The sequence below is a fragment of the Ancylobacter gelatini genome, assembly GCF_022601675.1.
GTDB classification, from domain to species: domain Bacteria; phylum Pseudomonadota; class Alphaproteobacteria; order Rhizobiales; family Xanthobacteraceae; genus Ancylobacter; species Ancylobacter gelatini.
The window spans coordinates 503,837-527,966 of the sequence record NZ_JAKVIL010000002.1; the positions used below are offsets into that span (position 1 = coordinate 503,837).

Annotated in this window: 24 protein-coding genes and 1 tRNA gene; 11 read left to right on the forward strand and 14 right to left on the reverse strand. The window is 68.5% G+C overall.

Annotated features, from left to right (window positions below; genetic code table 11):
• Positions 1–119: 119 nt before the first annotated feature.
• A complete protein-coding gene (adh, locus tag MKI84_RS05625; RefSeq protein WP_241617284.1) occupies positions 120–1,637 on the reverse strand; it encodes an aldehyde dehydrogenase in 1,518 nt (505 codons plus the stop codon).
• Between the two features lie 237 nt (positions 1,638–1,874).
• On the opposite strand from adh, the gene MKI84_RS05630 reads away from it, so the two are divergent.
• Complete coding sequence (locus MKI84_RS05630) at positions 1,875–3,767, forward strand: sigma-54-dependent Fis family transcriptional regulator (RefSeq protein WP_241617285.1); 1,893 nt, start codon at positions 1,875–1,877, stop codon at positions 3,765–3,767.
• On the opposite strand, the gene mnhG is transcribed toward MKI84_RS05630, so the two are convergent.
• Genes mnhG through MKI84_RS05660 form a run of 6 tightly spaced genes read right to left on the reverse strand, consistent with a single transcriptional unit; the run spans position 3,764 to position 9,818 of the window.
• Positions 3,764–4,150: a monovalent cation/H(+) antiporter subunit G gene (gene mnhG, locus MKI84_RS05635; protein WP_241617288.1), complete on the reverse strand. Its 387-nt coding sequence runs from the start codon at positions 4,148–4,150 to the stop codon at positions 3,764–3,766. The genes MKI84_RS05630 and mnhG overlap by 4 nt on opposite strands.
• Positions 4,147–4,428, reverse strand: a complete 282-nt coding sequence (locus MKI84_RS05640; protein ID WP_241617290.1) for a K+/H+ antiporter subunit F — start codon at positions 4,426–4,428, stop codon at positions 4,147–4,149. Before MKI84_RS05640 ends, mnhG begins: the two co-directional genes overlap by 4 nt.
• Entirely contained in the window at positions 4,425–4,925 is a 501-nt protein-coding gene (locus tag MKI84_RS05645) for a Na+/H+ antiporter subunit E (protein WP_241617292.1), read from the reverse strand. Before MKI84_RS05645 ends, MKI84_RS05640 begins: the two co-directional genes overlap by 4 nt.
• Positions 4,926–4,935: 10 nt before the next feature.
• On the reverse strand, positions 4,936–6,570 hold the full coding sequence (locus MKI84_RS05650) for a monovalent cation/H+ antiporter subunit D (RefSeq protein ID WP_241617295.1): 1,635 nt from the start codon (positions 6,568–6,570) through the stop codon (positions 4,936–4,938).
• A 3-nt stretch (positions 6,571–6,573) separates the two neighbouring features.
• A complete protein-coding gene (locus tag MKI84_RS05655) occupies positions 6,574–6,912 on the reverse strand; it encodes a Na+/H+ antiporter subunit C (protein WP_241617297.1) in 339 nt (112 codons plus the stop codon).
• On the reverse strand, positions 6,912–9,818 hold the full coding sequence (locus MKI84_RS05660; RefSeq protein WP_241617299.1) for a monovalent cation/H+ antiporter subunit A: 2,907 nt from the start codon (positions 9,816–9,818) through the stop codon (positions 6,912–6,914). Before MKI84_RS05660 ends, MKI84_RS05655 begins: the two co-directional genes overlap by 1 nt.
• Before the next feature lie 88 nt (positions 9,819–9,906).
• Between MKI84_RS05660 and MKI84_RS05665 the strand changes: the two genes are divergently transcribed.
• Positions 9,907–10,134 (forward strand): helix-turn-helix domain-containing protein, encoded by a 228-nt coding sequence (locus MKI84_RS05665; protein WP_241617301.1) that lies wholly within the window; start codon positions 9,907–9,909, stop codon positions 10,132–10,134.
• Between the two features lie 62 nt (positions 10,135–10,196).
• On the opposite strand, the gene MKI84_RS05670 is transcribed toward MKI84_RS05665, so the two are convergent.
• The gene (locus MKI84_RS05670; protein ID WP_241617303.1) at positions 10,197–10,481 is read right to left on the reverse strand and encodes an HdeA/HdeB family chaperone; all 285 of its coding nucleotides are present in this window, start codon (positions 10,479–10,481) and stop codon (positions 10,197–10,199) included.
• Positions 10,482–10,620: 139 nt separating this feature from the next.
• Between MKI84_RS05670 and MKI84_RS05675 the strand changes: the two genes are divergently transcribed.
• Positions 10,621–11,691 carry an Lnb N-terminal periplasmic domain-containing protein gene (locus MKI84_RS05675; protein WP_241617305.1) on the forward strand — a complete coding sequence of 357 codons (1,071 nt, stop codon included), beginning with the start codon at positions 10,621–10,623 and terminating at the stop codon, positions 11,689–11,691.
• Between the two features lie 222 nt (positions 11,692–11,913).
• Here MKI84_RS05675 and MKI84_RS05680 read toward each other — a convergent pair whose 3' ends face one another.
• Positions 11,914–12,948 (reverse strand): glutamine synthetase beta-grasp domain-containing protein, encoded by a 1,035-nt coding sequence (locus tag MKI84_RS05680; protein WP_241617307.1) that lies wholly within the window; start codon positions 12,946–12,948, stop codon positions 11,914–11,916.
• Between the two features lie 481 nt (positions 12,949–13,429).
• Between MKI84_RS05680 and MKI84_RS05685 the strand changes: the two genes are divergently transcribed.
• A complete protein-coding gene (locus MKI84_RS05685; protein WP_241617309.1) occupies positions 13,430–13,636 on the forward strand; it encodes a DUF2735 domain-containing protein in 207 nt (68 codons plus the stop codon).
• Positions 13,637–13,853: 217 nt separating this feature from the next.
• Positions 13,854–15,116 carry a serine hydroxymethyltransferase gene (locus MKI84_RS05690; RefSeq protein ID WP_241617312.1) on the forward strand — a complete coding sequence of 421 codons (1,263 nt, stop codon included), beginning with the start codon at positions 13,854–13,856 and terminating at the stop codon, positions 15,114–15,116.
• Between the two features lie 21 nt (positions 15,117–15,137).
• Here MKI84_RS05690 and MKI84_RS05695 read toward each other — a convergent pair whose 3' ends face one another.
• Positions 15,138–15,998 carry an SHOCT domain-containing protein gene (locus MKI84_RS05695; protein WP_241617314.1) on the reverse strand — a complete coding sequence of 287 codons (861 nt, stop codon included), beginning with the start codon at positions 15,996–15,998 and terminating at the stop codon, positions 15,138–15,140.
• Between the two features lie 227 nt (positions 15,999–16,225).
• Here MKI84_RS05695 and MKI84_RS05700 point away from each other — a divergent pair, with 227 nt between their 5' ends.
• The 4 genes from MKI84_RS05700 (at position 16,226) to MKI84_RS05715 (ending at position 18,679) form a co-directional block, all read left to right on the forward strand.
• Complete coding sequence (locus MKI84_RS05700; RefSeq protein WP_241617317.1) at positions 16,226–16,858, forward strand: LemA family protein; 633 nt, start codon at positions 16,226–16,228, stop codon at positions 16,856–16,858.
• A gap of 11 nt (positions 16,859–16,869) precedes the next feature.
• A complete protein-coding gene (locus MKI84_RS05705) occupies positions 16,870–17,673 on the forward strand; it encodes a TPM domain-containing protein (protein WP_241617319.1) in 804 nt (267 codons plus the stop codon).
• A 4-nt stretch (positions 17,674–17,677) separates the two neighbouring features.
• Entirely contained in the window at positions 17,678–18,289 is a 612-nt protein-coding gene (locus MKI84_RS05710; protein ID WP_241617321.1) for a TPM domain-containing protein, read from the forward strand.
• A 135-nt stretch (positions 18,290–18,424) separates the two neighbouring features.
• Positions 18,425–18,679, forward strand: a complete 255-nt coding sequence (locus MKI84_RS05715) for a DUF2188 domain-containing protein (RefSeq protein WP_241617323.1) — start codon at positions 18,425–18,427, stop codon at positions 18,677–18,679.
• A 135-nt stretch (positions 18,680–18,814) separates the two neighbouring features.
• Here MKI84_RS05715 and MKI84_RS05720 read toward each other — a convergent pair.
• Positions 18,815–18,890, reverse strand: a tRNA-Ile gene (locus MKI84_RS05720).
• A 227-nt stretch (positions 18,891–19,117) separates the two neighbouring features.
• Here MKI84_RS05720 and MKI84_RS05725 point away from each other — a divergent pair.
• Positions 19,118–19,843, forward strand: coding sequence for an SIMPL domain-containing protein (locus MKI84_RS05725; protein ID WP_241617325.1), 726 nt, complete (start codon positions 19,118–19,120; stop codon positions 19,841–19,843).
• 55 nt (positions 19,844–19,898) lie between these two features.
• Here the strand turns inward: MKI84_RS05725 and MKI84_RS05730 are convergent, their stop codons facing one another.
• Positions 19,899–20,804, reverse strand: a complete 906-nt coding sequence (locus MKI84_RS05730) for a diacylglycerol/lipid kinase family protein (protein WP_241617327.1) — start codon at positions 20,802–20,804, stop codon at positions 19,899–19,901.
• Positions 20,805–20,949: 145 nt separating this feature from the next.
• On the opposite strand from MKI84_RS05730, the gene MKI84_RS05735 reads away from it, so the two are divergent.
• Positions 20,950–21,369 carry a hypothetical protein gene (locus MKI84_RS05735; protein WP_241617329.1) on the forward strand — a complete coding sequence of 140 codons (420 nt, stop codon included), beginning with the start codon at positions 20,950–20,952 and terminating at the stop codon, positions 21,367–21,369.
• 70 nt (positions 21,370–21,439) lie between these two features.
• Here MKI84_RS05735 and MKI84_RS05740 read toward each other — a convergent pair whose 3' ends face one another.
• Positions 21,440–22,807, reverse strand: a complete 1,368-nt coding sequence (locus MKI84_RS05740; protein WP_241617331.1) for a TrbL/VirB6 family protein — start codon at positions 22,805–22,807, stop codon at positions 21,440–21,442.
• A gap of 211 nt (positions 22,808–23,018) precedes the next feature.
• Positions 23,019–23,981 carry a tetratricopeptide repeat protein gene (locus MKI84_RS05745; protein ID WP_241617334.1) on the reverse strand — a complete coding sequence of 321 codons (963 nt, stop codon included), beginning with the start codon at positions 23,979–23,981 and terminating at the stop codon, positions 23,019–23,021.
• Positions 23,982–24,130: the final 149 nt, after the last annotated feature.

The window sequence follows — 24,130 nt, forward strand, 5'->3', positions numbered from 1 at the left end:
TCGGGCGGGAGGTGGCGCGCGATGGCCGTCCGGACCGAACCGTGCCCGGCGGGAGGAGGGCGCAGCCGCTCCCGCCGGGCATCGATGTGGCAGCGTGGGCGCTCGCCCACGCGCGCCGATCAGAAGAAGCCGAGCTTCTTCGGGCTGTAGCTGACCAGCATGTTCTTGGTCTGCTGGTAGTGGTCGAGCATCATCTTGTGGTTCTCGCGCCCGATGCCGGACTGCTTGTAGCCGCCGAACGCCGCGTGGGCCGGATAGGCGTGGTAGCAATTGGTCCACACGCGGCCGGCCTGGATGGCGCGGCCGAAGCGATAGGCGCGGTTGCCGTTGCGGGTCCACACGCCGGCGCCCAGCCCGTACAGCGTGTCGTTGGCGATGGAGAGCGCCTCGTCCTCGTCCTTGAACGTGGTCACCGACACCACCGGCCCGAAGATCTCCTCCTGGAAGATCCGCATCTTGTTGGTGCCCTTGAACACGGTCGGCTTGACGTAATAGCCGCCGGCCAGATCGCCGCCGAACTCGTTGCGCCCGCCGCCGGTGAGCACCTGCGCGCCCTCCTGCTTGCCGATGTCGATGTAGGAGAGAATCTTCTCCAGCTGCTCGGAGGAGGCCTGCGCGCCGATCATGGTGGCGGGATCGAGCGGGGAGCCCTGCACGATGGCCTCCACGCGCTTCAGCGCCCGCTCCATGAAGCGGTCATAGATGTCTTCCTGGATCAGCGCGCGCGAGGGGCAGGTGCAGACCTCGCCCTGGTTCAGCGCGAACATGACGAAGCCCTCGATCGCCTTGTCGAAGAAATCGTCATCCTCGGCCACCACGTCGCTGAAGAAGATGTTCGGCGACTTGCCGCCCAGCTCCAGCGTGACCGGGATCAGGTTCTGGCTGGCATACTGCATGATCAGCCGGCCCGTGGTGGTCTCGCCGGTGAAGGCGATCTTGGCGATGCGGTTGGAACTCGCCAGCGGCTTGCCGGCCTCAAGGCCGAAACCGTTGACGATGTTGAGCACGCCGGGGGGCAGCAGGTCGGCGATCAGCTCGGCCAGCACGAGGATGCTCGCCGGGGTCTGCTCCGCCGGCTTCAGCACCACGCAGTTGCCGGCCGCGAGCGCGGGGGCGAGCTTCCACACCGCCATGAGAATCGGGAAGTTCCACGGGATGATCTGCCCGACCACGCCGAGCGGCTCATGGAAGTGATAGGCGACGGTGTCGTGGTCGATCTCGCTGATGCCGCCTTCCTGCGCGCGGACGGCGCCGGCGAAATAGCGGAAATGGTCGATGGCGAGCGGCATGTCGGCGGCCGTGGTCTCGCGGATCGGCTTGCCATTGTCCCAGGTCTCGGCCAGCGCCAGCAGGTCGAGATTGGCCTCCATCACATCGGCGATCTTGTTGAGGATCAGCGCGCGCTCGGCGGCGGAGGTCTTGCCCCAGGCATCCTTGGCGGCGTGAGCGGCGTCCAGCGCCTTCTCGATGTCCGCGGAATCGGAGCGGGCGATTTCACAGATCTTGCCGCCGGTGACGGGCGAGGTGTTGTCGAAATAGCGCCCGTTCACGGGCTCGACGAACTTGCCGCCGATGAAGTTGCCGTAGCGGGCCTTGAAGGGGGACTGCTTGGTGATGGCGAGTTCAGGCTTGTTCATTGGTTCCTCCCAGGGTGGAGCCCATGAGATTGCACCGCCTGTGCCAGAGCTGTGCGGCGCTGCACAAAATCGTTACTGCAGGACGGGAAGGTGTTGGTATTGCTGGACGTCTCATTCCATTCTGGGATCACTCCACATCATGGGAATGGACGGCGTTCCAAAACTTTGCAACAACTGTCGGAGATAACAACAAGACCTGCGACATGTGTGGCAAATTGCAACACTCGGGAGGATCGCATGCGTCACGAGGACTCTTCGCGCACGGTGCTGGCCGCGCGACGCCAGTTCTTCGAGCATGGACGGCCGGAGGGGCCGCGCATGTCGGCGCTGGTATCGGCGCCGATCCTGCGCTCCTGGCAGCGCTGCGCCGCGCGCGGCCTCGACAATTCGGTGCTGCCGCGTCTGGAGCCGCTCACCGCCCATGAGTTCCTGGAGGCGTCGGAGCGCCACGAGAAGCTGCGGCGGCTGTGCCGGCCGGAGCTGGAAGGGCTCTATGCCGACGCCATGCAGACCGGCTGCGTGGTCGTTCTCACCGATGCCGACGGGCTGATACTCGACGCGCTCGGCCATGCCGACTTCGCCGCGCGCGCGGCGCAGGTGGCGCTGCGGCCGGGTGTCGGCTGGGGCGAGACCTCGACCGGCACCAATGCGGTGGGCACGGCGCTGGTCGAGGGGCGCCCGATCGCGGTGCATGGCGGCGAGCATTATTACGACCCGCACGCCATTCTGAGCTGTTCCGCCGCGCCGATCGTCGACCCTTACGGGCGCACCATCGGCGCGCTCGATCTCTCCGGTCCGGCGGCGGTCGACCATCGCCACGCGCTGGGGCTGGTGCGGCTGGCGGTGGAGCAGATCGAGCATCGCTTCTTCGACGAGGATTTTGCCGGGCGCCGCGTCCTGCGCTTCCAGAGCGACCGCGCCATGCTGGGCACGGCACGCGAGGGCATCATGGTGTTCGAGGACGACCGGCTGGTCGCCGCCAATCGCCATGGCCTGTCGCTGCTGGGCATGGACTGGTCGGCGCTCGGCCTGCGCCGGGCCGGCGAACTGTTCAGCCGGGTGCCGGGCGGTGCCGGCGAGCAGCCGCTGGTCGATGCCAGCGGCCGCGAGCTGTTCTGCCGGATCGACGGCGAGCCGGCCTCCCGCCCGCTGATGCGCGCGCCCGCCCTGATCGGCACCGACGAGGCGCCGCTGCTGCTGCGCGACAGCGACCGGCAGGCGGTGCAGCGCGCGCTGCGCATGGTCGAGGCCAATGTCCCCGTGCTGGTACGCGGCGAGACCGGCACCGGCAAGGAGATGGTCGCCCACGAGATTCACCGCCGCAGCACCCGCGCCGACGGGCCGTTCGTCGCGGTGAACTGCGCGGCGATCCCCGAGACGCTGATCGAGGCGGAGCTGTTCGGCTATGAGGACGGCGCCTTCACCGGCGCGCGGCGCCACGGCCGCAAGGGGCTGCTGCGGCAGGCCGATGGCGGGGTGCTGTTCCTCGACGAGATCGGCGACATGCCGCTGTTCCTGCAGACGCGGCTGCTGCGCGTGCTTCAGGAGCGCGAGGTGTCCCCGCTCGGCGGCGGGCGGCCGGTCAAGGTGGATTTCGCGCTGATCTGCGCCACCCATCGCGACCTCGCCGCGCTGGTGGAGGCCGGGACGTTCCGCTCCGACCTGTATTTCCGCATCGCGCACTACACCATCCAGCTTCCGGCGGTGCGCGAACTGCCGGACCGCATGGCGACGGTGCGCGACCTGTGGCGCCGCATTGCCGGGGACCGGCGGCTGGTGCTGTCGGCGGCCTGCGAACGGCGCCTCGTCGCCTATGGCTGGCCGGGCAATTTCCGCCAGCTGGTCGGCACGCTGCGCGTGCTCGCCGCCATGGCGCTGCCGCATGAGCCGGTGGGCGAGGACATGCTGCCGCCCGATATCGCCATGGGCGGAACGCTTGCTCCGCTTGCGGCGCCAATCGAGCGCGCGGCGGACGGGGAGGGGGAGCCCGAGGACCGCCGGCTCGGCGACATCACGCTCGACGCGATGCGGCAGGCGCTCGATGCCTGCGGCGGCAATGTCTCGAAGGCGGCGCGCCGGCTCGGCGTCAACCGCTCGACCCTGTATCGCCGGCTGCTGAACGAGGGTTAGGTCGTGCCCTCGCCGGGCCCGGCGCCTTCCGGCCGTCGCTTGGGCAGCGGCGGCACATTGGTGCGTCCTTCGGCGTGGTCGCGGTACAGCGCCGCGCGGGCCAGCAGCATGAGCGTCACCGGCGTGGTGATGGTGACGAACAGCGAGATCAGCAATTCGTGCACCATCGGCCGGCTGCGCAGCACGCTGAAGCAGATCATCGAGGCGATGAGGATGCAGCCCGCGCCGAGCGTGGCGCCAAGGCTCGGCGCATGGACGCGGGAATAGAACGAGCGCAGCCGCACCAGCCCGAGCGAGCCGAGGAACGCCACCCCCGCGCCGGCGACGACGAGGAGCGAGACCAGCAGCGCCGCCCAGAGCGGCAGGTCGGGTGCCTGGCTCATTCGATCACCTCGCCGCGCATCAGGAACTTGGAGAGCGCCACCGTGCCGACGAAGCCGAGCAGGCCGATGATGAGCGCCGCCTCGAAATAAAGCGTCGCGCCGCTGCGCATGCCGATGGTGAGCAGCAGCAGCATCGAGTTCACATAGAGCGTGTCGAGCCCGAGGATGCGGTCCTGCGCGCGCGGGCCGCGCAGCAGACGCAGCACCGCGCAGCCCATGGCGAGGCCGAGCAGCAGCTGGGCCAGGGTGAGCGACCAGCCGAGGATGAGCGCGCTCATTCGAAGATCTCCATCAGCAGCCGTTCGTAGCGCTCCTTGATCAGGCGCGTCCATTCCTCCTCGTCGACCAGATCGAGCACATGGAGCAGCAGCGTGCCGGTCGAGGATGTGTAGTTCACCCACAGCGTGCCCGGGGTGCAGGTCAGGATGATCGACAGCACGGCGAGGCCGTAATGGCTGGTCATGTCGAGCTGCACCGTCATGAAGCCGGCGTTCCGGTCGCCGTCGCGCCCGCGCAGGATGATGCGGGCCACGGCGAAATTGGAGCTGAACACGTCGAGGAACACCCGCCAGGCAAGGGTGATCATGGCGCGCGGCCGGCGCAGGCGCACCGGCTCCGGCTGCAGCGCGACCATGGACCAGGCGCCGCCGAACGCCACCAGCGCGCCGAACAGGATCTGCCCCGGCGACACGCTCTGGTTCATCAGCAGCCACATGGCCAGCAGCGCCAGGAACAGCTTTGGGTGCGGCAGGATGCGGGTCAGGATGCGGTTCATGGCGCGGCCCTCACGGTGTCGTGGCCGGGCGCATGGAGCGCGTGGTCGAGGTGCCCAGCACGTCGCTGGCATATTCGCTCGGCCAATGCAGCACCTGCGCGGTGGCTTCCATGTAGCGCATCGCCGGGCCGCCGACCGCCGTCATCGCGACGCACAGGAACAGCAGCGCGCCGACGGGGATCAACTCCACCGCGCGCACCGGTGGCAGCGTGCCTTCAGCCGGCACCCAGAGCGAGCGGATGCCGGTGCGGGTCATCGCGATCAGCGAGGCGAGGCCGGTGCCCACCAGCAGCACGACGAACGCCCAGTGCGCGAACGGAATCGCGCCGGCCTCGTTGATCAGCGCCGAGAGCATGGCGAATTTGGCGATGAAGCCGGAGAGCGGCGGCAGGCCGGCGAGCAGCACGGTGCAGGCGACGAAGGCGCCGCCGAGTATCGCCGTGGTGGCCGGGATCGCGATGCCGATCTCCTCCTCCTCTTCCTCCGCGTCGTCCTCGGCATCGCCGAACACTTCCATGGTCACCGCCAGCACGTCGGCGCCGGCGTCGCGCCCGCGCTCGATCAGCTCGATCAGCAGGAAGAAGGCGGAGAGCGCGAAGGTGGAGCTTGCCAGATAAAACAGCGCGCCGGAAATCACCGCGCTGTTCGAGGTGCCGATGGCGGCCAGCAACGTGCCGGAGGAGGCGAGCACGCTGTAGCCGGCGAGGCGCGACATCGACTGCGAGGCCAGCACCCCGATGCCGCCGAAGGCCAGCGTCGCCATGCCGCCGTAATACAGCCAGGTGATGCCGAAATCGGCGGACGCGCCCGCATCCTCGCCGAAGCACAGCAAAGCGAGGCGCAGGATCACATAGACCCCGACCTTGGTCATGATGGCGAACATCGCCGCCACCGGCGCGCAGGCGGCGGCATAGGTGGTCGGCAGCCAGAAGCTGAGCGGCCACATGCCCGCCTTCACCAGGAAGGCGACGCCCAGCACCGCGGCGCCGGCCTCCACCAGCGTGCGGCTCTGGTCGCCGAGCGCGGGGATGAGGCGGGCGAGATCGGCCATGTTCAGCGTGCCGGTGACGCCGTAGATCAGGCTCACGCCGACCAGGAACAGCGAGGAGGCGACGAGGTTGATCGGGATGTAGTGCAGCCCGGCCTTGACCCGCGCGGTGCCGGAGCCGTGCAGCACCAGGCCGTAGGAGGCGGCGAGCAGCACCTCGAAGAACACGAACAGGTTGAACAGGTCGCCGGTCAGGAACGCGCCGTTGAGGCCGGCGATCAACAGCAGGAACAGCGTGTGGAAGCGCGGCCCCGCCTTGTGCCAGCGCGCCAGCGCATAGGTCATGGCCGAGCAGCCCAGCACCGCCGTCAGCACCAGCATCATGGCGGAGAGCCGGTCCGACACCAGCACGATGCCGAAGGGCGGCGGCCAGCTTCCCAGCGGGTAGACGATGATGGAGGAGATGTCGGTCTCGGGGACGGCATTGGCGAACACCGCCAGCGTGACCGCGATCGCCAGCAGCGCCAGCAGGGTGGTGATGCTCAGCGTCGCCTTGAGCACGCGGCGGCGCTCGTCGAACAGCAGCATCGCGGCCCCGACCGCCAGCGGCAGCAGGATCGGCAGGATGACCAGATGATCGACCAGGGTGCTGCGCATGGTTCAGCTCTCCCTGCCGTCGACATGATCGGTGCCGGTGCGCCCGCGCGCGGCGAGCAGCACGACGAGGAACAGCGCGGTCATGGCGAAGCCGATGACGATGGCGGTGAGTACCAGAGCCTGCGGGATCGGGTCGGCGATCAGGGCCGCGTCGCCGACCGAGCCGGGCTTGAGGATCGGCGGGGAATCGACGCGCAGCCGCCCCATCGAGAAGATGAACAGGTTGACGGCATAGGACAGCAGCGCGAGGCCGACGATCACCTGATAGGTGCGCGGGCGCAGCAGCAGCCACACGCCCGAGCCGGCGAAGATCCCGATGCCGATGGCGAGCACCATTTCCATCACTCGCCCTCCATCGCCCGTGCGCTGCGCGTGGAGCGCAGCGACTGGTGGGCCAGCGCGATCAGGATCAGCACCGTGGCGCCGACCACCAGAGCGAACACGCCGAGATCGAACAGCAGCGCGCTCGCCGCCGGCACCTTGCCGATCACCGGCAGCTCCACATACTGGAAATGCGAGGTGAGGAACGGATAGCCGAACCACCACGAGCCCATGCCAGTGAAGGCCGAGGTGAGCAGGCCGAGCCCCATCCAGCGCAGCGGCAGCACGCGCAGATGATCCTCCACCCAGCGTGTGCCGCTCGCCATGTACTGCACCACGAAGCCGATGGAGAGCGTGATGCCGGCCGCGAAGCCGCCGCCCGGCAGATCATGCCCGCGCATGAACAGGTAGACCGCGAAGGTGCCGATGACCGGGAACAGCCAGAGCATGATCAGGCGCGGGATCAGCAGGTAGTCGCGGATGGTCTCGCCCGGCGCGCGGTCCGGCTCGGCATCGTCGAACGCGTCCTGATAGCGCTGCTGGGCGGGGGTCTCGATGCTCTCCTCCGCCGGGCGGAAGCGGCGCAGCAGGGCGAAGACGGTGAGCGCCACCAGGCACAGCACCACGATCTCGCCCATGGTGTCGAAGCCGCGGAAATCGACCAGGATGACATTGACGATGTTGGTGCCGCCGCCCTCGGTATAGGCGCGCTCGACGAAGAAGCGCGAGACGCTGGTCGGCAGCGGGCGCGTCATCATCGCATAGGCGAGAAAGGACAGCGAGGCGCCCACCGCGACCGCGATGGCGAGGTCGGCATAGCGGCGGAACAGCACGCTCGGCGGCGGGCGCGTCGGGTACACGTCCTCGATGCGCTGCGGCAGCCAGCGCAGGCCGAGCAGCAGCAGCACGGTGGTGACGATCTCCACCAGAAGCTGCGTCACCGCCAGATCCGGCGCCGAGAGCCAGACGAAGGTGATGCATGACACCAGCCCGGCACCGCCGAGCAGCACCAGCGCCGCGAGGCGGTGATATTTGGCCTGATAGGCCGCGCCGATGCCGCAGGCGATGCCGATCGCCCACAGCAGGGCGAAGCCGGGCGGCAGCGGCGTGCCCGCCAGATCACCGGTGCCGACCATGCCGCGCACATAGAAGGGCGACAGGCCGGCGACGACGGCCAGCGCCACCACGAGGCGCATCTGCGGCTGCAGGCGCCGCGTTCCGAGCGCATGCTCCAGCGCGCGGGCCCATTGCCAGGAGATGGTGGCGAGCACCTTCTCGAAGATGCGCTGGCCCTTGAGCTCGCGCACCAGCGGCGGCCCCTCGACCCCGCTGGCGAGATAGCGGCGCAGCAGCATGTACAGGATGATGCCGCCGCACAGGGCGATGACGCTCATGAGCAGCGGCAGGTTAAAGCCGTGCCAGATCGACAGGCTGAAGGGCGGAAGCTCCGGCCCGACCACGGAGCGCGCGGCATTGCGCAGCGGCGAGCCGACGGTGAGGTTCGGCACGATGCCGATCAGCAGGCAGATCAGCACCAGCAGCTCGATCGGAAAGCGCATCCAGTGCGCCGGCTCGTGCGGCTCGCGCGGCAAGTCCTTCGCCGGGGGGCCGAAGAACACGTTGAGGATGAAGCGCAGCGAATAGGTGACGGAGAACACGCCGGCCAGCGTCGCCCAATAGGGCAGGCTGTCATCGAGCAGCGAGCCGGTATGGTCGGCCACCGCCTCGGCGAAGAACATCTCCTTGGACAGGAATCCGTTGAGCAGCGGAACGCCCGCCATGGAGGCCGCCGCCACCATGGCCAGCGTCCCGGTATAGGGCAAGGCGCGGTACAGCCCGCTGAGCTTGCGGATGTCGCGCGTGCCGGTCTCATGGTCGATGATGCCGGCGGCCATGAACAGCGACGCCTTGAAGATGGCGTGGTTCATGGTGTGGAAGATCGCCGCGATCAGCGCCAGCGGGCTGCCGAGCCCGATCATCAGCGTGATCAGCCCGAGATGGCTGATGGTGGAATAGGCGAGCAGGCCCTTGAGGTCCTGCTGGAAGATCGCCGAATAGGCCCCGACCAGCAGGGTCAGCAGCCCGGTCGGCACGATCAGGTAGAACCACAGGTCGGTGCCCGCCATGACCGGCCACAGCCGGATCATGAGGAAGATGCCGGCCTTCACCATGGTCGCGGAGTGCAGATAGGCCGAGACCGGGGTCGGCGCCGCCATGGCGTGGGGCAGCCAGAAATGGAACGGGAACTGCGCGCTCTTGGTGAAGGTGCCGAGCAGGATCAGCACCAGCGCCGGGGCATAGAGGCTGCTCTCGCGGATCAGATCGCCCGAGTTCAGGATTTCATCGAGGTCGTAGCTGCCGACGATCCGGCCGATCAGCAGCGCGCCGACGAACAGGCACAGGCCGCCGGTCGCCGTCACGGTCAGCGCCATGCGCGCGCCGTCGCGGGCGGTGTTGTTGTGGTGCCAGTAGCCGATCAGCAGGAACGAGAACAGGCTGGTGAGTTCCCAGAAGAACACCAGCTGGATCAGATTGCCCGAGAGCACCACGCCGGCCATCGAGCCGGTGAAGGCCAGCAGGAAGGAGAAGAAGCGCGGAACCGGGTCCTCGGAGGACATGTAGTAGCGCGCATAGAGCACAACCAGCGTGCCGATGCCGTAGATCAGTACCGCGAACAGCCAGGCCAGCCCGTCCAGCCGCAGCGTGAAGTCGAGCCCAAGCATGGGCAGCCAGTCGAGCCGCAGCCAGACCGGAACGCCGGCCGGCGCGGCGAAGTACAGCCAGGCGAGAATGGCGCAGCACGTGACGGAGATGCCGCCAGCCAGAATGCCGGCGGTATTGCGCGCATTGGTCGGCAAAAAAACCGCCAGCAGGCTCCCCGCGAACGGCAGGGTCAGCACCACCAGAAGGAGAAAGCCGTCCGACATTCGCGTCAATGTCTCCTTCGGGTGGGTTGATATTGCATGATCTCGACCATTATGGTTGATTTGCCCCGGTCGAAGCAAGGCTCAAGCGATGGATTTGTCGCCCGAACAATGCCGCGCTGCACGCGGTCTTCTGGACTGGACCCAGGAGACGCTGGCGTGCCGTGCCGGGGTTTCCCGCAGCACCGTCCGCGATTTCGAGCGCCATCGGCATGTCCTGCACCGCGGCACCGAAACCCTGCTGGTGCGCACGCTGCAGGAGGCCGGGGTGATGCTGCTGCCGCCGGGCGAATACGGGCCGGGCGTGCGGATACGCTGACGCGGGACCGGCCTGCGGGGCGGGTGCTCCGCAGGGGACTTCTTCCGCCGGAGAGGGCGGGGCTATTCCCCGAACAGTTTGTCGGTCGCGGTGATGAGGCCGATGGTCGGGTTCCTGGCGCAATACTCGCCGAGTTTGCCGGCATTCTCGACGAAGCTGTCGGTGTCGATGACCGGCGGCGCATCGACATCCTTGTAATAGGCGTCGAGCCACGCCAGGGTCAGCATCATCTCGGTCTTGTCGCTGGCCAGGAATTCCTCGCAGGTTTCGGTCGACAGGTCGATCTGGGTGGCGAGGGCGGGCAGAGGCACGAGCAGGCACGCGGCAGCGAGAACCAAGTGCTTCATTGGAGCGTTCCGATCAGGGGCGCGCGCTTCATTGCGCGGACCGCACAATGTGGAAATAGCACAGCTTCCGCGTGCGAGATAAGGACATGTCGCGTCAGCTCGGCGGGCGTCGACGGGGCGGGCGGAAGGACGTGAATTGATGACATCAGCCACCCACGAGCCCGCATCCGCGCCCGCACGGCGCGCAGGACGGCAATGGCCGGGCCGGCTGGGCGCGGCCGTGCTCTGCGTTGCGGCGGTGGCGGTCGCGGCATGGTCGGCGCTGGCGGTGTTCTATCAGGCGCAGGGCGTTGGCCGCGGGCTCGGCTGGGCGCTGGTGGCGCTGGGGAGTGGCGGGGTGATCGCTCTCGCGGTGAGCGGCCGGCGGCTGCGCGCGCTGGGGATGCTGGCGCTGGGCGTGGTGCTGGTGGGCCTGTGGTGGGCGACCATCCGGCCGTCCAATGAGCGCGACTGGGCGCCCGACGTGGCGCGCGGGGTGACGGCGGAATTCGCCGGGCGCGAGGTGACCGTCCACAATATCCGCGATTTCGACTGGCGAACCGAGGACGAGGGCGAGCCGCGCTGGGAAACGCGGCGCTACGATCTCGACGACCTCGCCTCGGTCGACCTGTTCTCTTCCACCTGGGGCAACCCCGCGATTGCCCACACGCTCATCAGCTTCGGCTTTCGCGACGGCCGGCATCTGGTCTTCTCGGCCGAAATCCGCCGCGAGGCGGGCGAATCGTTTTCCGAAATCGGCGGGTTCTTCAAGGAGTTCGAGCTGGTGCTGATCGCCGCCGACGAACGCGACATCATCCGGCTGCGCACCAACCTGCGGCGCGAGGACGTCTCGCTTTTTCCGCTGAACCTGTCGCCGCAGGTGCGGGAGGCGCTGTTCCTGTCCTATCTCGAACTCGGCAACGAACTGGCGGCGCAGCCGCGCTGGTACCAGACCGTGACCACCAACTGCACGACGGTGATCTTCAAGCTGGTGCGCGCGATCGAGCCGGGGCTTCCGCTCGACTGGCGCATCCTGATCTCGGGCTACCTGCCGGATTATCTCTATGAGCGCGGCATCATCGCCGGGGGCGGCACGCTGGATGAGGTAAAGGCGCGGGCGCGGATCGGGGAGCGCGCGCGGGCAGAAGAGGGGGCGGAGGCGGGCGCCGCGGAAGGGCCGGCGGACGGGGCGATGGATTTTTCCGCGCGGATCCGGGCGCCGGCTCGCTGAGAATTGCGGGCGTGCGGGCACGCTCTCCGGCAGTCCGGCAGTCGGGCAGTCCGGCAGTCCGGCAGTCCAGCAGTCCAGCAGTCCAGCAGTCCGGTGGTCTGGCTTGGCGGCGTGCCGGAGATGGACGGCAACCTCCGTGACAAACGAAAACCCCGCCGCAGCTGTGACGCTGCGGCGGGGCTCTGTCGATCCGGCGCGGGGCCGGGCGTCACGTCACACGGCTCACGCCGCGGCGACGGCCTTGGTCGGGACTTCCGAAACGGTCTTCAGGATCTGGGAAGCGATGGCGTAGGGGTCGCCCTGGGAGTTCGGGCGGCGATCCTCAAGATAGCCCTTGTAGTCGTTCTTGATGAACGAATGCGGCACGCGGATCGACGCGCCGCGATCGGCGATGCCGTAGGAGAACTTGTTCCACGGCGCGGTCTCGTGCTTGCCGGTCAGACGCTTGTCGTTGTCCGGGCCGTAGACGGCGATGTGGTCCATCAGGTTCTTGTCGAAGGCCGCCATCAGGGCCTCGAAATAGTCCTTGCCGCCGACCGTGCGCAGATACTCGGTCGAGAAGTTGGCATGCATGCCCGAGCCGTTCCAGTCGGTGTCGCCGAGCGGCTTGCAGTGGAACTCGATGTCCACGCCGTACTTCTCGGTGAGACGGAGCAGCAGGTAGCGGGCCATCCACACTTCGTCAGCGGCCTTCTTGGAGCCCTTGCCGAAAATCTGGAATTCCCACTGGCCCTTCGCGACTTCCGCGTTGATGCCTTCATGGTTGATGCCGGCTTCGAGGCAGAGCTCAAGGTGCTCTTCCACGATCTCGCGGGCCACGTCGCCGACATTCTTGAAACCGACGCCGGTGTAGTAGGGGCCCTGCGGCGCGGGATAGCCGTGCTCGGGGAAGCCGAGCGGGCGGCCGTCCTTGTAGAAGAAGTATTCCTGCTCGAAACCGAACCAGGCGCCTTCGTCGTCAAGGATGGTGGCGCGGGCGTTGGTCGAGTGCGGGGTGACGCCATCGGGCATCATCACTTCGCACATCACCAGCACGCCGTTCTTGCGGGCCGGGTCGGGGTACAGCGCGACCGGCTTCAGAACGCAGTCCGAGCTGTGACCTTCGGCCTGCTGCGTGGACGAGCCGTCGAAGCCCCACAGCGGCAGTTCATCGAGCGAGGGAAAGTGGTCGAATTCCTTGATCTGCGTCTTGCCACGCAGGTTCGGGGTCGGCTTGTAACCGTCGAGCCAGATGTACTCGAGCTTGTATTTGGTCATGTCGGGTCTCTCGTAAGCTGAAGACGCGGGCTCTGGGGGCACGTCGAGGTGGCCCCGCCGAATGCCTGACACCATCTTAAGCACATCCCGTGCCAGCTTGGCCGCGCGCCGCCGCGCAGCTGGCAGGCGGCGGGAACCCGCGGGCGATTTAATCGTTTGGTTGCGAGGGATAGCGCGGGCGGAGCGGTGCGGCACTTTTTATTGGCCCGGCGGCGCGCGGGTGGGCAATGGCGGAGTCCGGGGCTGTCATTGAAATGAACAAAGTGCCCATGAACCGGGCGACGTGATTAAAAATCGGGCGGACTATTGTGAATCTCGAATCGAACCGCGAGATTTTTGTGCGCCTATTTTTTAGCCATTAGCTGACCACATAGCAGGCATTCAGTACGAATTTTCGTGGTTTTGTGCTATTGATCGCAGCAAAACATGTTATATGTGTCCAAACCTGACGCATTCCTGCGCTGCGTGAAAGGAGACAAAAATGAACGAAGCCATTCATGGTGAAGGCGCCAAGATCTATCAGTTCCCGCTCGGCGGCCGCGCCGGCGCGGCCAGCCTGACCAACTCCCGCCCTGAGAGCCGTTTCGCCCGCGAAGTCGCGGCGGTGAAGGCGATGGGCTCGGTGGTCGGCGACAGCTGGTATCACGACGAGGCGATTGCCGACGACAAGCCGCTTCGCAAGAGCTGAACAGCGGACAATGTCGAAAGACCGAGTAACAGCCACAGATCTTGACGGCTGAAGAGGGACGGGGATCATCCACCGTCCCTCTTTGTTTTTGTGCGCCCCGTTTTCGAGCGTCCTGTCCGCGCGCCTGCTGCTTTCGGCGGGCTGACGCCGCCATTCGGCCCGATGTTACAGTGCGGTTCGATCCGCCCGCATCCCGCCGAACTGGAACAGGCCCTCAATGTCGACGCTTCACGAAGGATATTTCTCCACGGGTCTGGACGCCGATCCGGAACTCGCCGCCTCGATTCGCGGCGAACTCGCCCGCCAGCAGGACGGTATCGAGCTGATCGCCTCGGAAAACCTGGTGTCCCGCCTCGTGCTGGAGGCGCAAGGTTCGGTGCTCACCAACAAGACCGTCGAGGGCCTGCCCTATGCGCGCTATTATGGCGGCGCGGAATTCGCGGACGCCATCGAGGCACTGGCGGTGAAGCGGGCGTGCGACCTGTTCGGCTGCCGCTTCGCCAATGTGCAGCCCCATTCCGGCTCCAACGCCAATGCCGGCGTGTTCCTCGGGCTGCTGGAGATCGGCGACACCATTCTCTCCATGGACACGGCGGCGGGCGGGCATATCAGCCACGGCCACCCCGCGACGCTGACCGGGCGCGACTACCGCATCGTGCGGTATGGCGTCAGTCGCGACAGCGAGCGCGTGGAACTCGATGAGGTGCGCGCGCTGGCGGTGGCGAACCGGCCGCGCATGATCGTGGCCGGCGGCTCGGCCTATGCCCGCGCGCTGGACTTCGCCGGCCTGCGCGCCATCGCCGACGAGGTGGGGGCGCTGCTGATGGTGGACATGGCGCATTTCGCCGGGCTGGTGGCGACCGGGCTTTATCCGCACCCGTTCCCCCATGCCCATGTCGTGACCTCCACGACCTACAAGTCGCTGCGCGGCGCGCGTGGCGGCTTCGTGCTGTGGAACGACGAAAAACTGAGCGACCGCATCAATTACGGCATCTTTCCCGGCGTTCAGGGCTCGGTGATGATGCACATCGTCGCCGCCAAGGCGGCCTGTTTCGGCGAGGCACTGCGGCCGGAATTCACCGCCTACAACGCCGCCGTGCTGGAAAATGCCCGCGCCATGGCTGCCACGCTGGTCGCGGCCGGGGTGCGGCTGGTGGCGGGCGGCACCGATTGCGGGCTGATGCTCGCAGACCTCACGCCGCTGGGCGTGACCGGCGACATCGCGGCCAAGGCGCTGGAGAAGGCGGGGATGGCGGTGAACAAGAATCAGATCCCGTTCGACACCCGTCCGCCGGAGGCCCCCTCGGGCCTGCGGCTCTCGGCCAATGCCGGCACCGCGCGCGGTTTCGGCACCGCGGAGTTCGAGGCGGTGGGCGGCTGGATCGCGCAGGTGCTGAAGGCGCCGGCCGACACGGCGCGACTGGCGCGCCTGCGCGAGGAGGTCCGCACCCTGTGCGCCCGCTTCCCGATCTACGGATAGCGGGGCATCAGGGGTTGGGCGTCAGAGCCGCGCCAGAAGCTCGGTCTTCTTGGCGATGAATTCCTCGTCCGACAGAATGCCCTTGGCCTTGAGATCGGCAAGGCGTTCCAGCGTGGCGAAGATGTCGTCGGCGCGGCTGCCCGGCGCGGGAGACGATGCGGGCACGGCTTCGCGGGCGGGCGCGGGCTCGGCCTGATAGACCGGCTCGCGTTCCTGGGCGGGCGCGGGCTTATCGGCAGGCGCGGGTTCCGGGGCGGGGGCGGGAGAGGCCGCGACGGTCCCGTGAGTGTGGGCGCCCTGTTGCGGTTCGCCACTGCGCCAGCCGGTGTCGATGCGCGGCAGGTTTGACAGCGACACCGTACCGAACTGGCTGGAGAAGCTGAGCAACTGGTCGCCGCCCTGCTGCTGCGAGACGCCGGAAATCATGTGCTCGCCGGTGTCGTAGACCGCCTGCGCGCCGGCCTTGTCGATCACCAGCCGCCGGGCGCCGGGGAAGAAGGCGTAGCGCAGGTCGTTCTGCGCGCCGGACGAACTCGGGCTGCCGAATTCCTCCGGCCACCACGCCCCGCCGGAAAAGCCGCCCGACCCCGTCGCGCGCGGCTCGGCGCCGAGCGCGGGGTTCTGGTAGAGCGCGTCGGAGATTTCGGTGCACAGCGTGTCGACCCGGTATTTGAGCCCCTGGTTGAACATGTCGCCGACCATGATCATGCCGCCGCGCGACCACTGACCCATGCCGCCGAGTTCGGGATGGCTGAACTGGGCCATGGTGCCGCCGCCGGCCGCCACCGCGCGCAGCAGCACCTCCGCCGCCTCGGTGCCGAGACCATGGCGGGCGGCGAAATCCTCGATGAAGCGCTGCCTCATGTTCTGTGTGTCGGTCATGCCGTATCGTCGACTTTCGTCCTGAGGCCGCGGTCCGAGAGCGTCCCGCCTTGCCCTGTCTGTCTTAGCCGAGACGGCACCGCTTCCCTAGCGCGAAAGCCATCGGCGGCTGTCAATGCGCGACACCGGCCAGTTATGCGCGGGGCCGCGACAGGCTGATGAACTCAAGCGCGCAACCTTCTATAGTCCGCTCGCGTTATGACGCCGCGTTTGTGAAAGGTCCCGCCATGTCCGCCGTTGCCCGGTCCCTCGCCGTCAGCCGCCCGCTGTGGCGCCGTCTTCTCGCTCCCCTGGTTCTGGCGGGCCTCGCGCTCGGCCTCGCCGGCTGCGGGGTCAACAACATCCCGACCAATGAGGAGAAGGCCAAGGCGGCCTGGAGCGACGTGCTGAACCAGTACCAGCGCCGGGCGGAGCTGATCCCCAACCTCGTCGAGACCGTGAAGGGCTATGCCCAGCATGAGAGCGAGGTGCTGACGCAGGTGACGGAGGCACGGGCCAAGGCGACCTCGATCAAGGTCGACGCCTCCACCATCACCGATCCCGCGCAGTTCCAGCAGTTCCAGCAGGCGCAATCCCAGCTCTCGGGCGCCCTCGGCCGGCTGATCGCGGTGTCGGAGGCCTATCCCGACCTCAAGGCCAACCAGAACTTCCTCGCCCTGCAGGCGCAGATCGAGGGCACGGAGAACCGCATCGCGGTGGCGCGGCGCGATTATATCGAGGCGGTGCGGGTCTATAACACCGAGCTGCGCACCTTCCCCGGCGTGCTCTGGGCCTCGACGCTCTACCGGGCCAACAAGCCGATGGAGACCTTCACCATTGCCGAGGAGCAGATGAAGGCGCCGCAGGTGAAGTTCAACTGAGCGGAGCGGTCGTGAACCCGCGCACCCGTTTTCCGGCGGCGCTGCTGGCGCTGGTGTTCTGCGCGCTGCTGGCGGCGCTTGGCCCCGCGCGGGCGGAGTTCGCCTTTCCCGCGCTCACCGGCCGGGTGGTCGATGCCGCGGCCGTGCTGACCCCCGCTGCCCGCGCGGCGCTGGAGGAAAAGCTCGCGGCGCAGGAGGGCGCGACCACCGACCAGTTCGTGGTCGCCACCGTGCCCTCGCTGGAGGGCACCTCGGTGGAGGAATATGCCAACCGGCTGTTCCGCTTCTGGAAGCTCGGCCAGACGGAGAAGGATAACGGCGTGCTGCTGCTGGTGGCGCCGAACGAGAAGCGCGTGCGCATCGAAGTCGGCTACGGGCTGGAGGGCGTGCTGCCCGACGCGGTGGCCAGCACCATCATCCAGACCGCGATCCTGCCGGACTTCCGCGCCGGCAATTTCGCGGGCGGCGTGGAGAAGGGCGCGGATGCGGTGATCGAGGTGCTGAACCTCGATCCCGAGGAGGCCAAGGCCCGCGCCAAGGCGGCGGCGGAGCCGGAGATGAGCCCGGACGACTGGTTCGAGCTGCTGTTCATCCTGTTGATGGTGGCCTTCTGGCTGTTCGTTTTCTACCGGCAGGCACGATCCGGCCATCTGCGCATGCGGCGCGGCGGGCGGGCCGGCACGCTGGCGGGCGGCGCGGCGGGCTGGGACTGGTCGCGCCGCAGCGGCGGCGGTGGCGGCGGATGGTCGGGTGGCGGCGGCTTTTCCGGGGGCGGCGGCTCCTCGGGCGGCGGCGGGGCCTCGGGGAGCTGGTGAGCGGATGTTGAGCGAGCAGGAACACGCGGCCGTCGCCCGGGCGGTGCAGGAGGCGGAGGCCGGTACGGCGGGCGAGATCCGCGTCGTCGTGCTGTCGCGCCCGCTGGCACGCTCGCCATTCTTCGGCCTGATGTGGGCGGCGCTGCTGGCGCTGCTGCTGCCCTGGCCGCTTGCTCTGTTCACCACGCTGAATACGCCGACCCTGCTGGCCGCGCAGGCCGGCGCCTTTGTGATTGCCGGCGCGGCGCTGATCCTGAGCCCGCTCGGGGCCTTCGTCGTGCCGCGCTTCGCCCGCGAGGAAGCGGGGCGGGCGGCGGCGGTGGATCATTTCCTCGCACTCGGCATGCACCAGACCAGCGGGCGCACCGGCGTGCTGATCCTGGTGGCGCCGGTCGATCATCTGGTCGAGGTGGTCGCCGACGAGGCGATCCATGGCAAGGTGGGGCACGAGGCCTGGCAGGGCGTGTGCGCGGCAGTGCTGGCCGGCGCCCGCGACGGCCGGCTTTGCGAGGGGCTGGCCGACGGTGTGGCCGAGGCCGGCCGCATCCTCGCGCGTCACGCCCCGCGCGGGCCGGACGACGCCAATGAATTGCCGGACCGCGTGATCGTGATGTGAGGCCGCGCGGGCGGCGAATCGGCAAGCCCGCCCGGACGCGGACGCCTATGGTCGCGGGGCGCGCGCGCCGCCCGCGTCCGCAGCCGGGAACCGGCGCGCGCGCCTGACCGTTGTCGCTGGCAAAGGAGCTGACCCATGACGCATATCCGCTACGAGATCGTCGAGCATGACGGGGGCTGGGCCTACAAGCTCGGCGACGTGTTCTCGGAAACCCACCCGACCCACGATGGCGCGCTGGCGGCCGCCCGCGCGGCGGCAACCCGGCAGGCCGGCTTCGGCGACACCCGGCCGATCGCCTATCAGGACCGCAACGGCAAATGGCACGAAGAGACGGTCAACGGCTCCGACGCGCCCGACGTCGAGGTGGAGGATACGGGCCGGAGCGGGTGAGGGGGGCGGACGATCGCTGCACATAGGCAGACGGCGGTCCCGATTTCACGGTCATGTCCGATCCCAATCGTTGGGAGGTTCGTTGGGGATGACGGACTGGATCGGTTGCGGCGGCAGCTAACTGATTGAGAAGAGTGGTGGGCCCACCAGGACTCGAACCTGGAACCAGACCGTTATGAGCGGTCGGCTCTAACCATTGAGCTATAGGCCCTTTCCGGGCGGTGGCCCGGCTGCGCGGGGTGGCGCGGGCGGAAACTAGCAAATGCGCTCTGCCACGCCAACAGTCCGCGCGCCGCCTTCCCCCACTTGCGCGGCTCACGCTCCAGCGACAGCGTGCGCGCGCCGCCCCATTGCCGCCGCTATCGGGCAGTGGTGTGCGCCAACGCCTCCATGCCGCCGCGTCAGCGGCCTGCCCGAATCCTTCAGGGAGTTCCCAAGATGATGTTTTCCCGAGCCGCTCTCGCCGCCGTCGCTCTCGTGGCGAGCCTGTCTCCGCTGGCGGCGCAGGATGTCGGCTCCACCATGCGCCGGCCGACCCTCACCGTCACCGGCGAGGGCACCGCGACCGCCGTGCCGGACATGGCGACCTTCTCCTCGGGCGTGGTGAGCGAGGCCAAGACCGCGCGCGAGGCGCTCGACGCCAATACCGGGCAGGTGGCCGGAATGATCGCGGCGATCAAGGAGGCCGGCATCGAGGCGCGCGACATCTCGACCTCCGGCTTCTCGGTGCAGCCGCAATACCAGCCGCAGAAGAAGGACAGCAGCGATGCGCCGCGCATCGCCGGCTATGAGGTGCGCAACACGGTGACCGTGCGCGTGCGCGACCTTGCCCGTCTCGGCGACCTGCTCGACAAGGTGGTCACCAGCGGCGCCAACCAGATCGGCGGCATCTCGTTCGATATCGCCGAGCCGCAGGCGATGCAGGAGGCCGCGCGCGTGGCGGCGGTCAAGGATGCGCGCCGGCAGGCCGAGATCATGGCGGAGGCCGGCGGCGTGCGGCTGGTGCGCATCATCAACATGGTCGGCGAGGCCGGCATGCGGCCGATGCCGCGCATGGCGGCGGCGCCGATGATGATGAAGATGGACTCGTCCGTGCCGGTCGAGGCCGGCGAGAGCGAGAGCCGCGCCAATGTCTCGATCACCTATGAGATCGAGCCGCGCTGAGCGCGCATGACCGGCGGCGCCGTCTCGCGGTGGCGGCGCGCCGGAGACTTTTCTCTCAGGCCGGACGGCTCGGCGTCGCCGGCATCAGCACCCGCAGCGCGCCGGGCGCGATGCGATAGTTGAGCGGCAGGTCCTCGCGGTCGAGCTCGCCATCGGTCGACACCCAGGCCCGGCGGCGCGCGCGCCGGTTTATCACGATCTCGGCGCCGGTCAGGCTGACGATGCCGGGATTGCCGCGCCAACTGTCCGTCACCATGTCCGCGCCCGCCTTCAGCTTGGCCAGCGCGCCGCGGTCTTCGGCGACATGGACTTCCAGCACGCCCTCGTCGAGCCGGCCGCGGCTCCAGCCCGGTCCGCTGAAGCGGTTGACCGTCACCAGCGCCGCGAAGGCGGTGAAGGTGCGGGTGTTGCCGTCCACCGTGACGTCGAGCGTCATCCGCCCCATGCGCCGCAGCGCGGTGAGGGCGGCAATGGCGACGACGATGAAGCGCCAGAGCTTCCAGTGGCGGGCGGCCTCCCGCGCCCGCGCCATCTGGCTGAAGAAGCCGATGCCGGAAATGGTGTGAAGCAGCTGCCCGTTCAGCGTCGCGAGGTCGATGGTGGTGGGGTGGCCGTGGGCCAGCGCCTCGACCGCCTTGTCGAGATCCAGCGGCACGCCGATATCGCGCGCCAGCAGGTTCATGGTGCCGAGCGGCAGGATGCCGAGCACCTTATCGGACTGGTGGAGGCTTCGGATGGCGAGGCTGACGCTGCCGTCGCCGCCGCCGACGATGATGGTGTCGTGCGGGCCGCTCCCGGCCTCGCGAATCGCCGGCGCCAGCTTCCTGGAATGCAGAAGCTGAACCACGACCTCCCGCCCGTCATGGCCGAGACGTTGCTCCACCATGGCGCGCACCTGCTCGGGGTCGCGATCGAGCATCGTGCCGGCATCGGCGTTCAGCAGAACCAGTATGTGACGCATCGGGGCTCCACGGGGGATGACGGCTGGCGCGGGTGACGCCTCGGGAAGGCCGGGAGGCCGGCTTCCGCATGGCGGGTCGCGTTGGCATTCGGTAGGATTGGTTACGGTGCGGGAGCCGATAGGGCGAGAGAATTTAGGTGCCAACATGGCGGAACCACAACGCGCGCCGGCGGACGAGGTTCGCCGGCATTTTCCGCTGGGGCGCGTGCGCGCCGGCATACTGGTGCTGGTGGCGCTCGGCCTGATTTCGGTTCTGGTCGGGCGCTGGCTGGCGACGGCGCTCTCGCTCGGCTTCGGCTGGGCGGCGGGCATCGGCATCGCCGTGGCGCTGATCGTGCCACTGGTGCTGAGCCGGCTGGACCGGCTCGCCTATTTCATCGTCGCGGGCCTGGTCACGCTGGTGGTCGCCTATGGGGTCTATGACTTCTCGCGCGGCCCGGTGGACCTGTCGCCGGAATGGGGAGCGCTGCTGGCGCTGGTGCCGACGGTGCTGCTGGCCGCGGCGTTCTGGGACTTCAGGAACCTGATGATCGAGATCCGGAGCTGGGCGGCGCAGCGGCTTTGAACGCGGCTTCGCCGTCCGGCGCGATCGTGACCGACCGGGCCGGACGGCGCGTTCGTTGATATCTTGTGCATCAGCCGCCGATCAGCGAGCGGCAGAGCGCCACGATTCCGGGATCGAAGGAGCGGGGATCCGACATCACGCCGACGCAGCGCGTCTTCTTGAGCGCGACATCGCCGGACCGATCGCCCGCATTGCCGCGCACCGCGGTGCCGGAGCCGCCGCCGGGCGTGCCGTTGCCATTCCCGGCATTGCCGCCGGAGCCCGGCGTGCCGCCCGAGCCGCCGCCGGGAAGGCCGGCGCCGGGATCACCGCCGCCCGGGATGCCGCCACCGGGCGTGTTACCACCGGGGGTACCACCGCCGGGGGTGCTGCCGCGCGGGCCGCCGATCGCCAGCCCGACATTGACGCTGGCGAGGCTGGAGCCGCCGACATCGACCGCCGCCGCGGTGCGCACGCCGCGCGGTCCGCCGATGCGGGCGCCGACATCGACATCCGCGACCTGGCTGCGGCTCGCGACCGTAGCGTCGGCCTTGGCGTTCACGCCGCGCCGGCCGAGTGCCGACAGGCCGACCCTGGCGTCGGCGAGGCCGCGATTGAGGCTGCGGGTGCCACCCACGGCGACGTCGGTATTGGCCGTCACACCACGTCGGCCGAGAGCGTTGGCCTTCGCCCGGGCTTCAAGCCCGCGCTGGCGATCAAGGCCGACCCGCGCATCGGCATTGATACCGCGACGCCCAAGGGCCGATACGTCGGCCCGCACCACGTCGCCGGTGTTGCGGCGGCTGACATCGACCGGCCGGGCGCGCTTGCGCAGCAGGTCGACCTGAATGCCGAACAGATTGAGGCCGGTATTGGCGAGACGGGACGGCGCGGCTGCGCCTCGGGTCGTGCTGCCCGCCGAATTGCGCCCGGCGGTGGTGCGATCGGATGCGCCAGCGACGGACGAACGGCCGGTGCCGGCGGTGGAGCCGGAGCCGGCTCCCGACGGCGAGGCGCCGGATGCCGAGGTCGAGGCGCCTGTGCCCGCGGAACTCGCCGTGTTGCCGGTCGCGGACGACACGGCGCCGCCAACATCCGAACCGATGCTGCCCACGGCGCGCCCGGCGGTGCTTACGGCGTCTCCCGTGCGGCTGACGGCTCCGCCGACCGCATCGCCAACTCTCGATGATCCGCCGGCAAGGCTGTCACCGGCATTGCCAACCGCATTGCCGACCCCGGAGACGGCGCCGCCCGCCGCGCGGCTGACGCCTGAAATCGCCCGGTCGGCGGTTCGGCCGACGCCGGAAACGGCGCCCCCGACCGCGCCGCCCAGCGAGCGGTCACCGCCCCGGGAGCCCGGCCGGGCGTCGAGCGGGGCTGTCGTCAGCGCCAGGCACAGGGCGGCAATGCCCGGCGCCAGTAGTTGAGAGGTCCTTCGTCCTTCATGGTCCTGCCACATGGCTATTCTCCTGGTTGTTGTACTCCACGTCATGGGTGATCGAATGTCTGACGCAAATGAACAACCGGAGATATCGCTTAAGGTTTCACCAAGTATTCGGGTTATTTCAGGAGGGTTACGTTGGCGAAAAGTAATTTAATACCTTGAAAATTACAAATAACACATAATAATGCATCTTTTTGTGCTATTTGCGCATTGGGCGTCTATTCGATTACCGCAGCCGGTCCAGCAGCCGGCGGATTTTCGCCTTGAGCGAGACGCGGCGCCGGGCTGGTGCTGGCGGCGTGGCCGAGGCGGGGGGCGCGGTTTCCCGCTCACGGGCGCGCTCGAAATGTGCGCGCGCGGCCGCCGCATCCGGCGCGCCGCCAAGACCCTCGGCAAGGCCGGCGGCATAGGCGCGCAGATCGGCCGGGTCGCCGCTCTCAGTGGCACGCTCCAGCGCCCGGAGCGCGAGGCGGCGCAATTCCGGCGCAGGCGCCTCGCGCAGCCCCTGCGCGACCTGCCGGCAGAAAGCGGGTACCCCGGCCTCCACCGAGCGGGCGAACCACGGCAGGGCGGCGGCGAGATCGCCCGTGCGCGCCAGCAGCAGGCGGGCATAGTCGAACTGGCCGCGATAATCCTCGCCCGCCGCACCCCGGCGATACCAGCGCAGCGCCGCGTCCGGCCGGGCCGGGCGGTCCCAGCCGAGCTCCAGATAACGGCCGATCATGGTCATCGCCTTCACATTGCCGCCGCGGGCGGCGCGGGCGTACCAGCGCAGAGCCTCGTGCCGGTCCGGCGCCACGCCGGAGCCGTGCAGCAGCAGCGTGGCGAGATTGAACTGCGCCCAGGCATGGCCGCCCTCCGCCGCCTGCCGGTAATGCCGCGCCGCCTCGCCGCGATCGATCGGCGTTCCCCAGCCGAGCTCGTGGCAGCGCCCGACCATGTTGATGCCCTCAAGGTTGCCGGCTGATGCGGCGACGGTGAACCAGCGCAGCCCGGCCTTGGGATCGCGCGGCACGCCATGCCCTTCAACCAGCATGCGGCCCCAGGCGAGCTGGGCATTGAGCAGCCCGTTGAGCGCCCCGGCCTCGACCCAGCGCGCCGCCTCCTCGGGGCTTTCACTGATGCGTTCGCGCAACACATCCGCGCCCATTCGTTTGAGGGCCGGGTAGGTAATCCATTCGTCACGCATGTGGGTTCGCTGCCGATCGCCGGTCCGGGGCATCGCGGCGCCGGGGCGCGTGATGCCGATTTTTCCTTATGTCACATAAGGTCGACCATAGTTGAGCGGCAAGAAGCACACTACTGTTTTTGTTTTTAATAATTAAAAACTGAGTGTTC

Excerpts from the sequence above, each read along its gene's own strand:
- MKI84_RS05740 (WP_241617331.1), bottom strand. The coding sequence starts at position 22,807 with ATGTGGCAGGACCATGAAGGACGAAGGACCTCTCAACTACTGGCGCCG.
- MKI84_RS05685 (WP_241617309.1), top strand. The coding sequence starts at position 13,430 with ATGAACGAAGCCATTCATGGTGAAGGCGCCAAGATCTATCAGTTCCCG.
- MKI84_RS05640 (WP_241617290.1), bottom strand. The coding sequence starts at position 4,428 with ATGAGCGCGCTCATCCTCGGCTGGTCGCTCACCCTGGCCCAGCTGCTG.
- mnhG (WP_241617288.1), bottom strand. The coding sequence starts at position 4,150 with ATGAGCCAGGCACCCGACCTGCCGCTCTGGGCGGCGCTGCTGGTCTCG.
- MKI84_RS05700 (WP_241617317.1), top strand. The coding sequence starts at position 16,226 with ATGTCCGCCGTTGCCCGGTCCCTCGCCGTCAGCCGCCCGCTGTGGCGC.
- adh (WP_241617284.1), bottom strand. The coding sequence starts at position 1,637 with ATGAACAAGCCTGAACTCGCCATCACCAAGCAGTCCCCCTTCAAGGCC.
- MKI84_RS05660 (WP_241617299.1), bottom strand. The coding sequence starts at position 9,818 with ATGTCGGACGGCTTTCTCCTTCTGGTGGTGCTGACCCTGCCGTTCGCG.
- MKI84_RS05675 (WP_241617305.1), top strand. The coding sequence starts at position 10,621 with ATGACATCAGCCACCCACGAGCCCGCATCCGCGCCCGCACGGCGCGCA.
- MKI84_RS05715 (WP_241617323.1), top strand. The coding sequence starts at position 18,425 with ATGACGCATATCCGCTACGAGATCGTCGAGCATGACGGGGGCTGGGCC.
- MKI84_RS05645 (WP_241617292.1), bottom strand. The coding sequence starts at position 4,925 with ATGAACCGCATCCTGACCCGCATCCTGCCGCACCCAAAGCTGTTCCTG.
- MKI84_RS05745 (WP_241617334.1), bottom strand. The coding sequence starts at position 23,981 with ATGCGTGACGAATGGATTACCTACCCGGCCCTCAAACGAATGGGCGCG.
- MKI84_RS05690 (WP_241617312.1), top strand. The coding sequence starts at position 13,854 with ATGTCGACGCTTCACGAAGGATATTTCTCCACGGGTCTGGACGCCGAT.
- MKI84_RS05665 (WP_241617301.1), top strand. The coding sequence starts at position 9,907 with ATGGATTTGTCGCCCGAACAATGCCGCGCTGCACGCGGTCTTCTGGAC.
- MKI84_RS05735 (WP_241617329.1), top strand. The coding sequence starts at position 20,950 with ATGGCGGAACCACAACGCGCGCCGGCGGACGAGGTTCGCCGGCATTTT.
- MKI84_RS05655 (WP_241617297.1), bottom strand. The coding sequence starts at position 6,912 with ATGGAAATGGTGCTCGCCATCGGCATCGGGATCTTCGCCGGCTCGGGC.
- MKI84_RS05730 (WP_241617327.1), bottom strand. The coding sequence starts at position 20,804 with ATGCGTCACATACTGGTTCTGCTGAACGCCGATGCCGGCACGATGCTC.
- MKI84_RS05710 (WP_241617321.1), top strand. The coding sequence starts at position 17,678 with ATGTTGAGCGAGCAGGAACACGCGGCCGTCGCCCGGGCGGTGCAGGAG.
- MKI84_RS05650 (WP_241617295.1), bottom strand. The coding sequence starts at position 6,570 with ATGCGCAGCACCCTGGTCGATCATCTGGTCATCCTGCCGATCCTGCTG.
- MKI84_RS05630 (WP_241617285.1), top strand. The coding sequence starts at position 1,875 with ATGCGTCACGAGGACTCTTCGCGCACGGTGCTGGCCGCGCGACGCCAG.
- MKI84_RS05695 (WP_241617314.1), bottom strand. The coding sequence starts at position 15,998 with ATGACCGACACACAGAACATGAGGCAGCGCTTCATCGAGGATTTCGCC.
- MKI84_RS05725 (WP_241617325.1), top strand. The coding sequence starts at position 19,118 with ATGATGTTTTCCCGAGCCGCTCTCGCCGCCGTCGCTCTCGTGGCGAGC.
- MKI84_RS05680 (WP_241617307.1), bottom strand. The coding sequence starts at position 12,948 with ATGACCAAATACAAGCTCGAGTACATCTGGCTCGACGGTTACAAGCCG.
- MKI84_RS05670 (WP_241617303.1), bottom strand. The coding sequence starts at position 10,481 with ATGAAGCACTTGGTTCTCGCTGCCGCGTGCCTGCTCGTGCCTCTGCCC.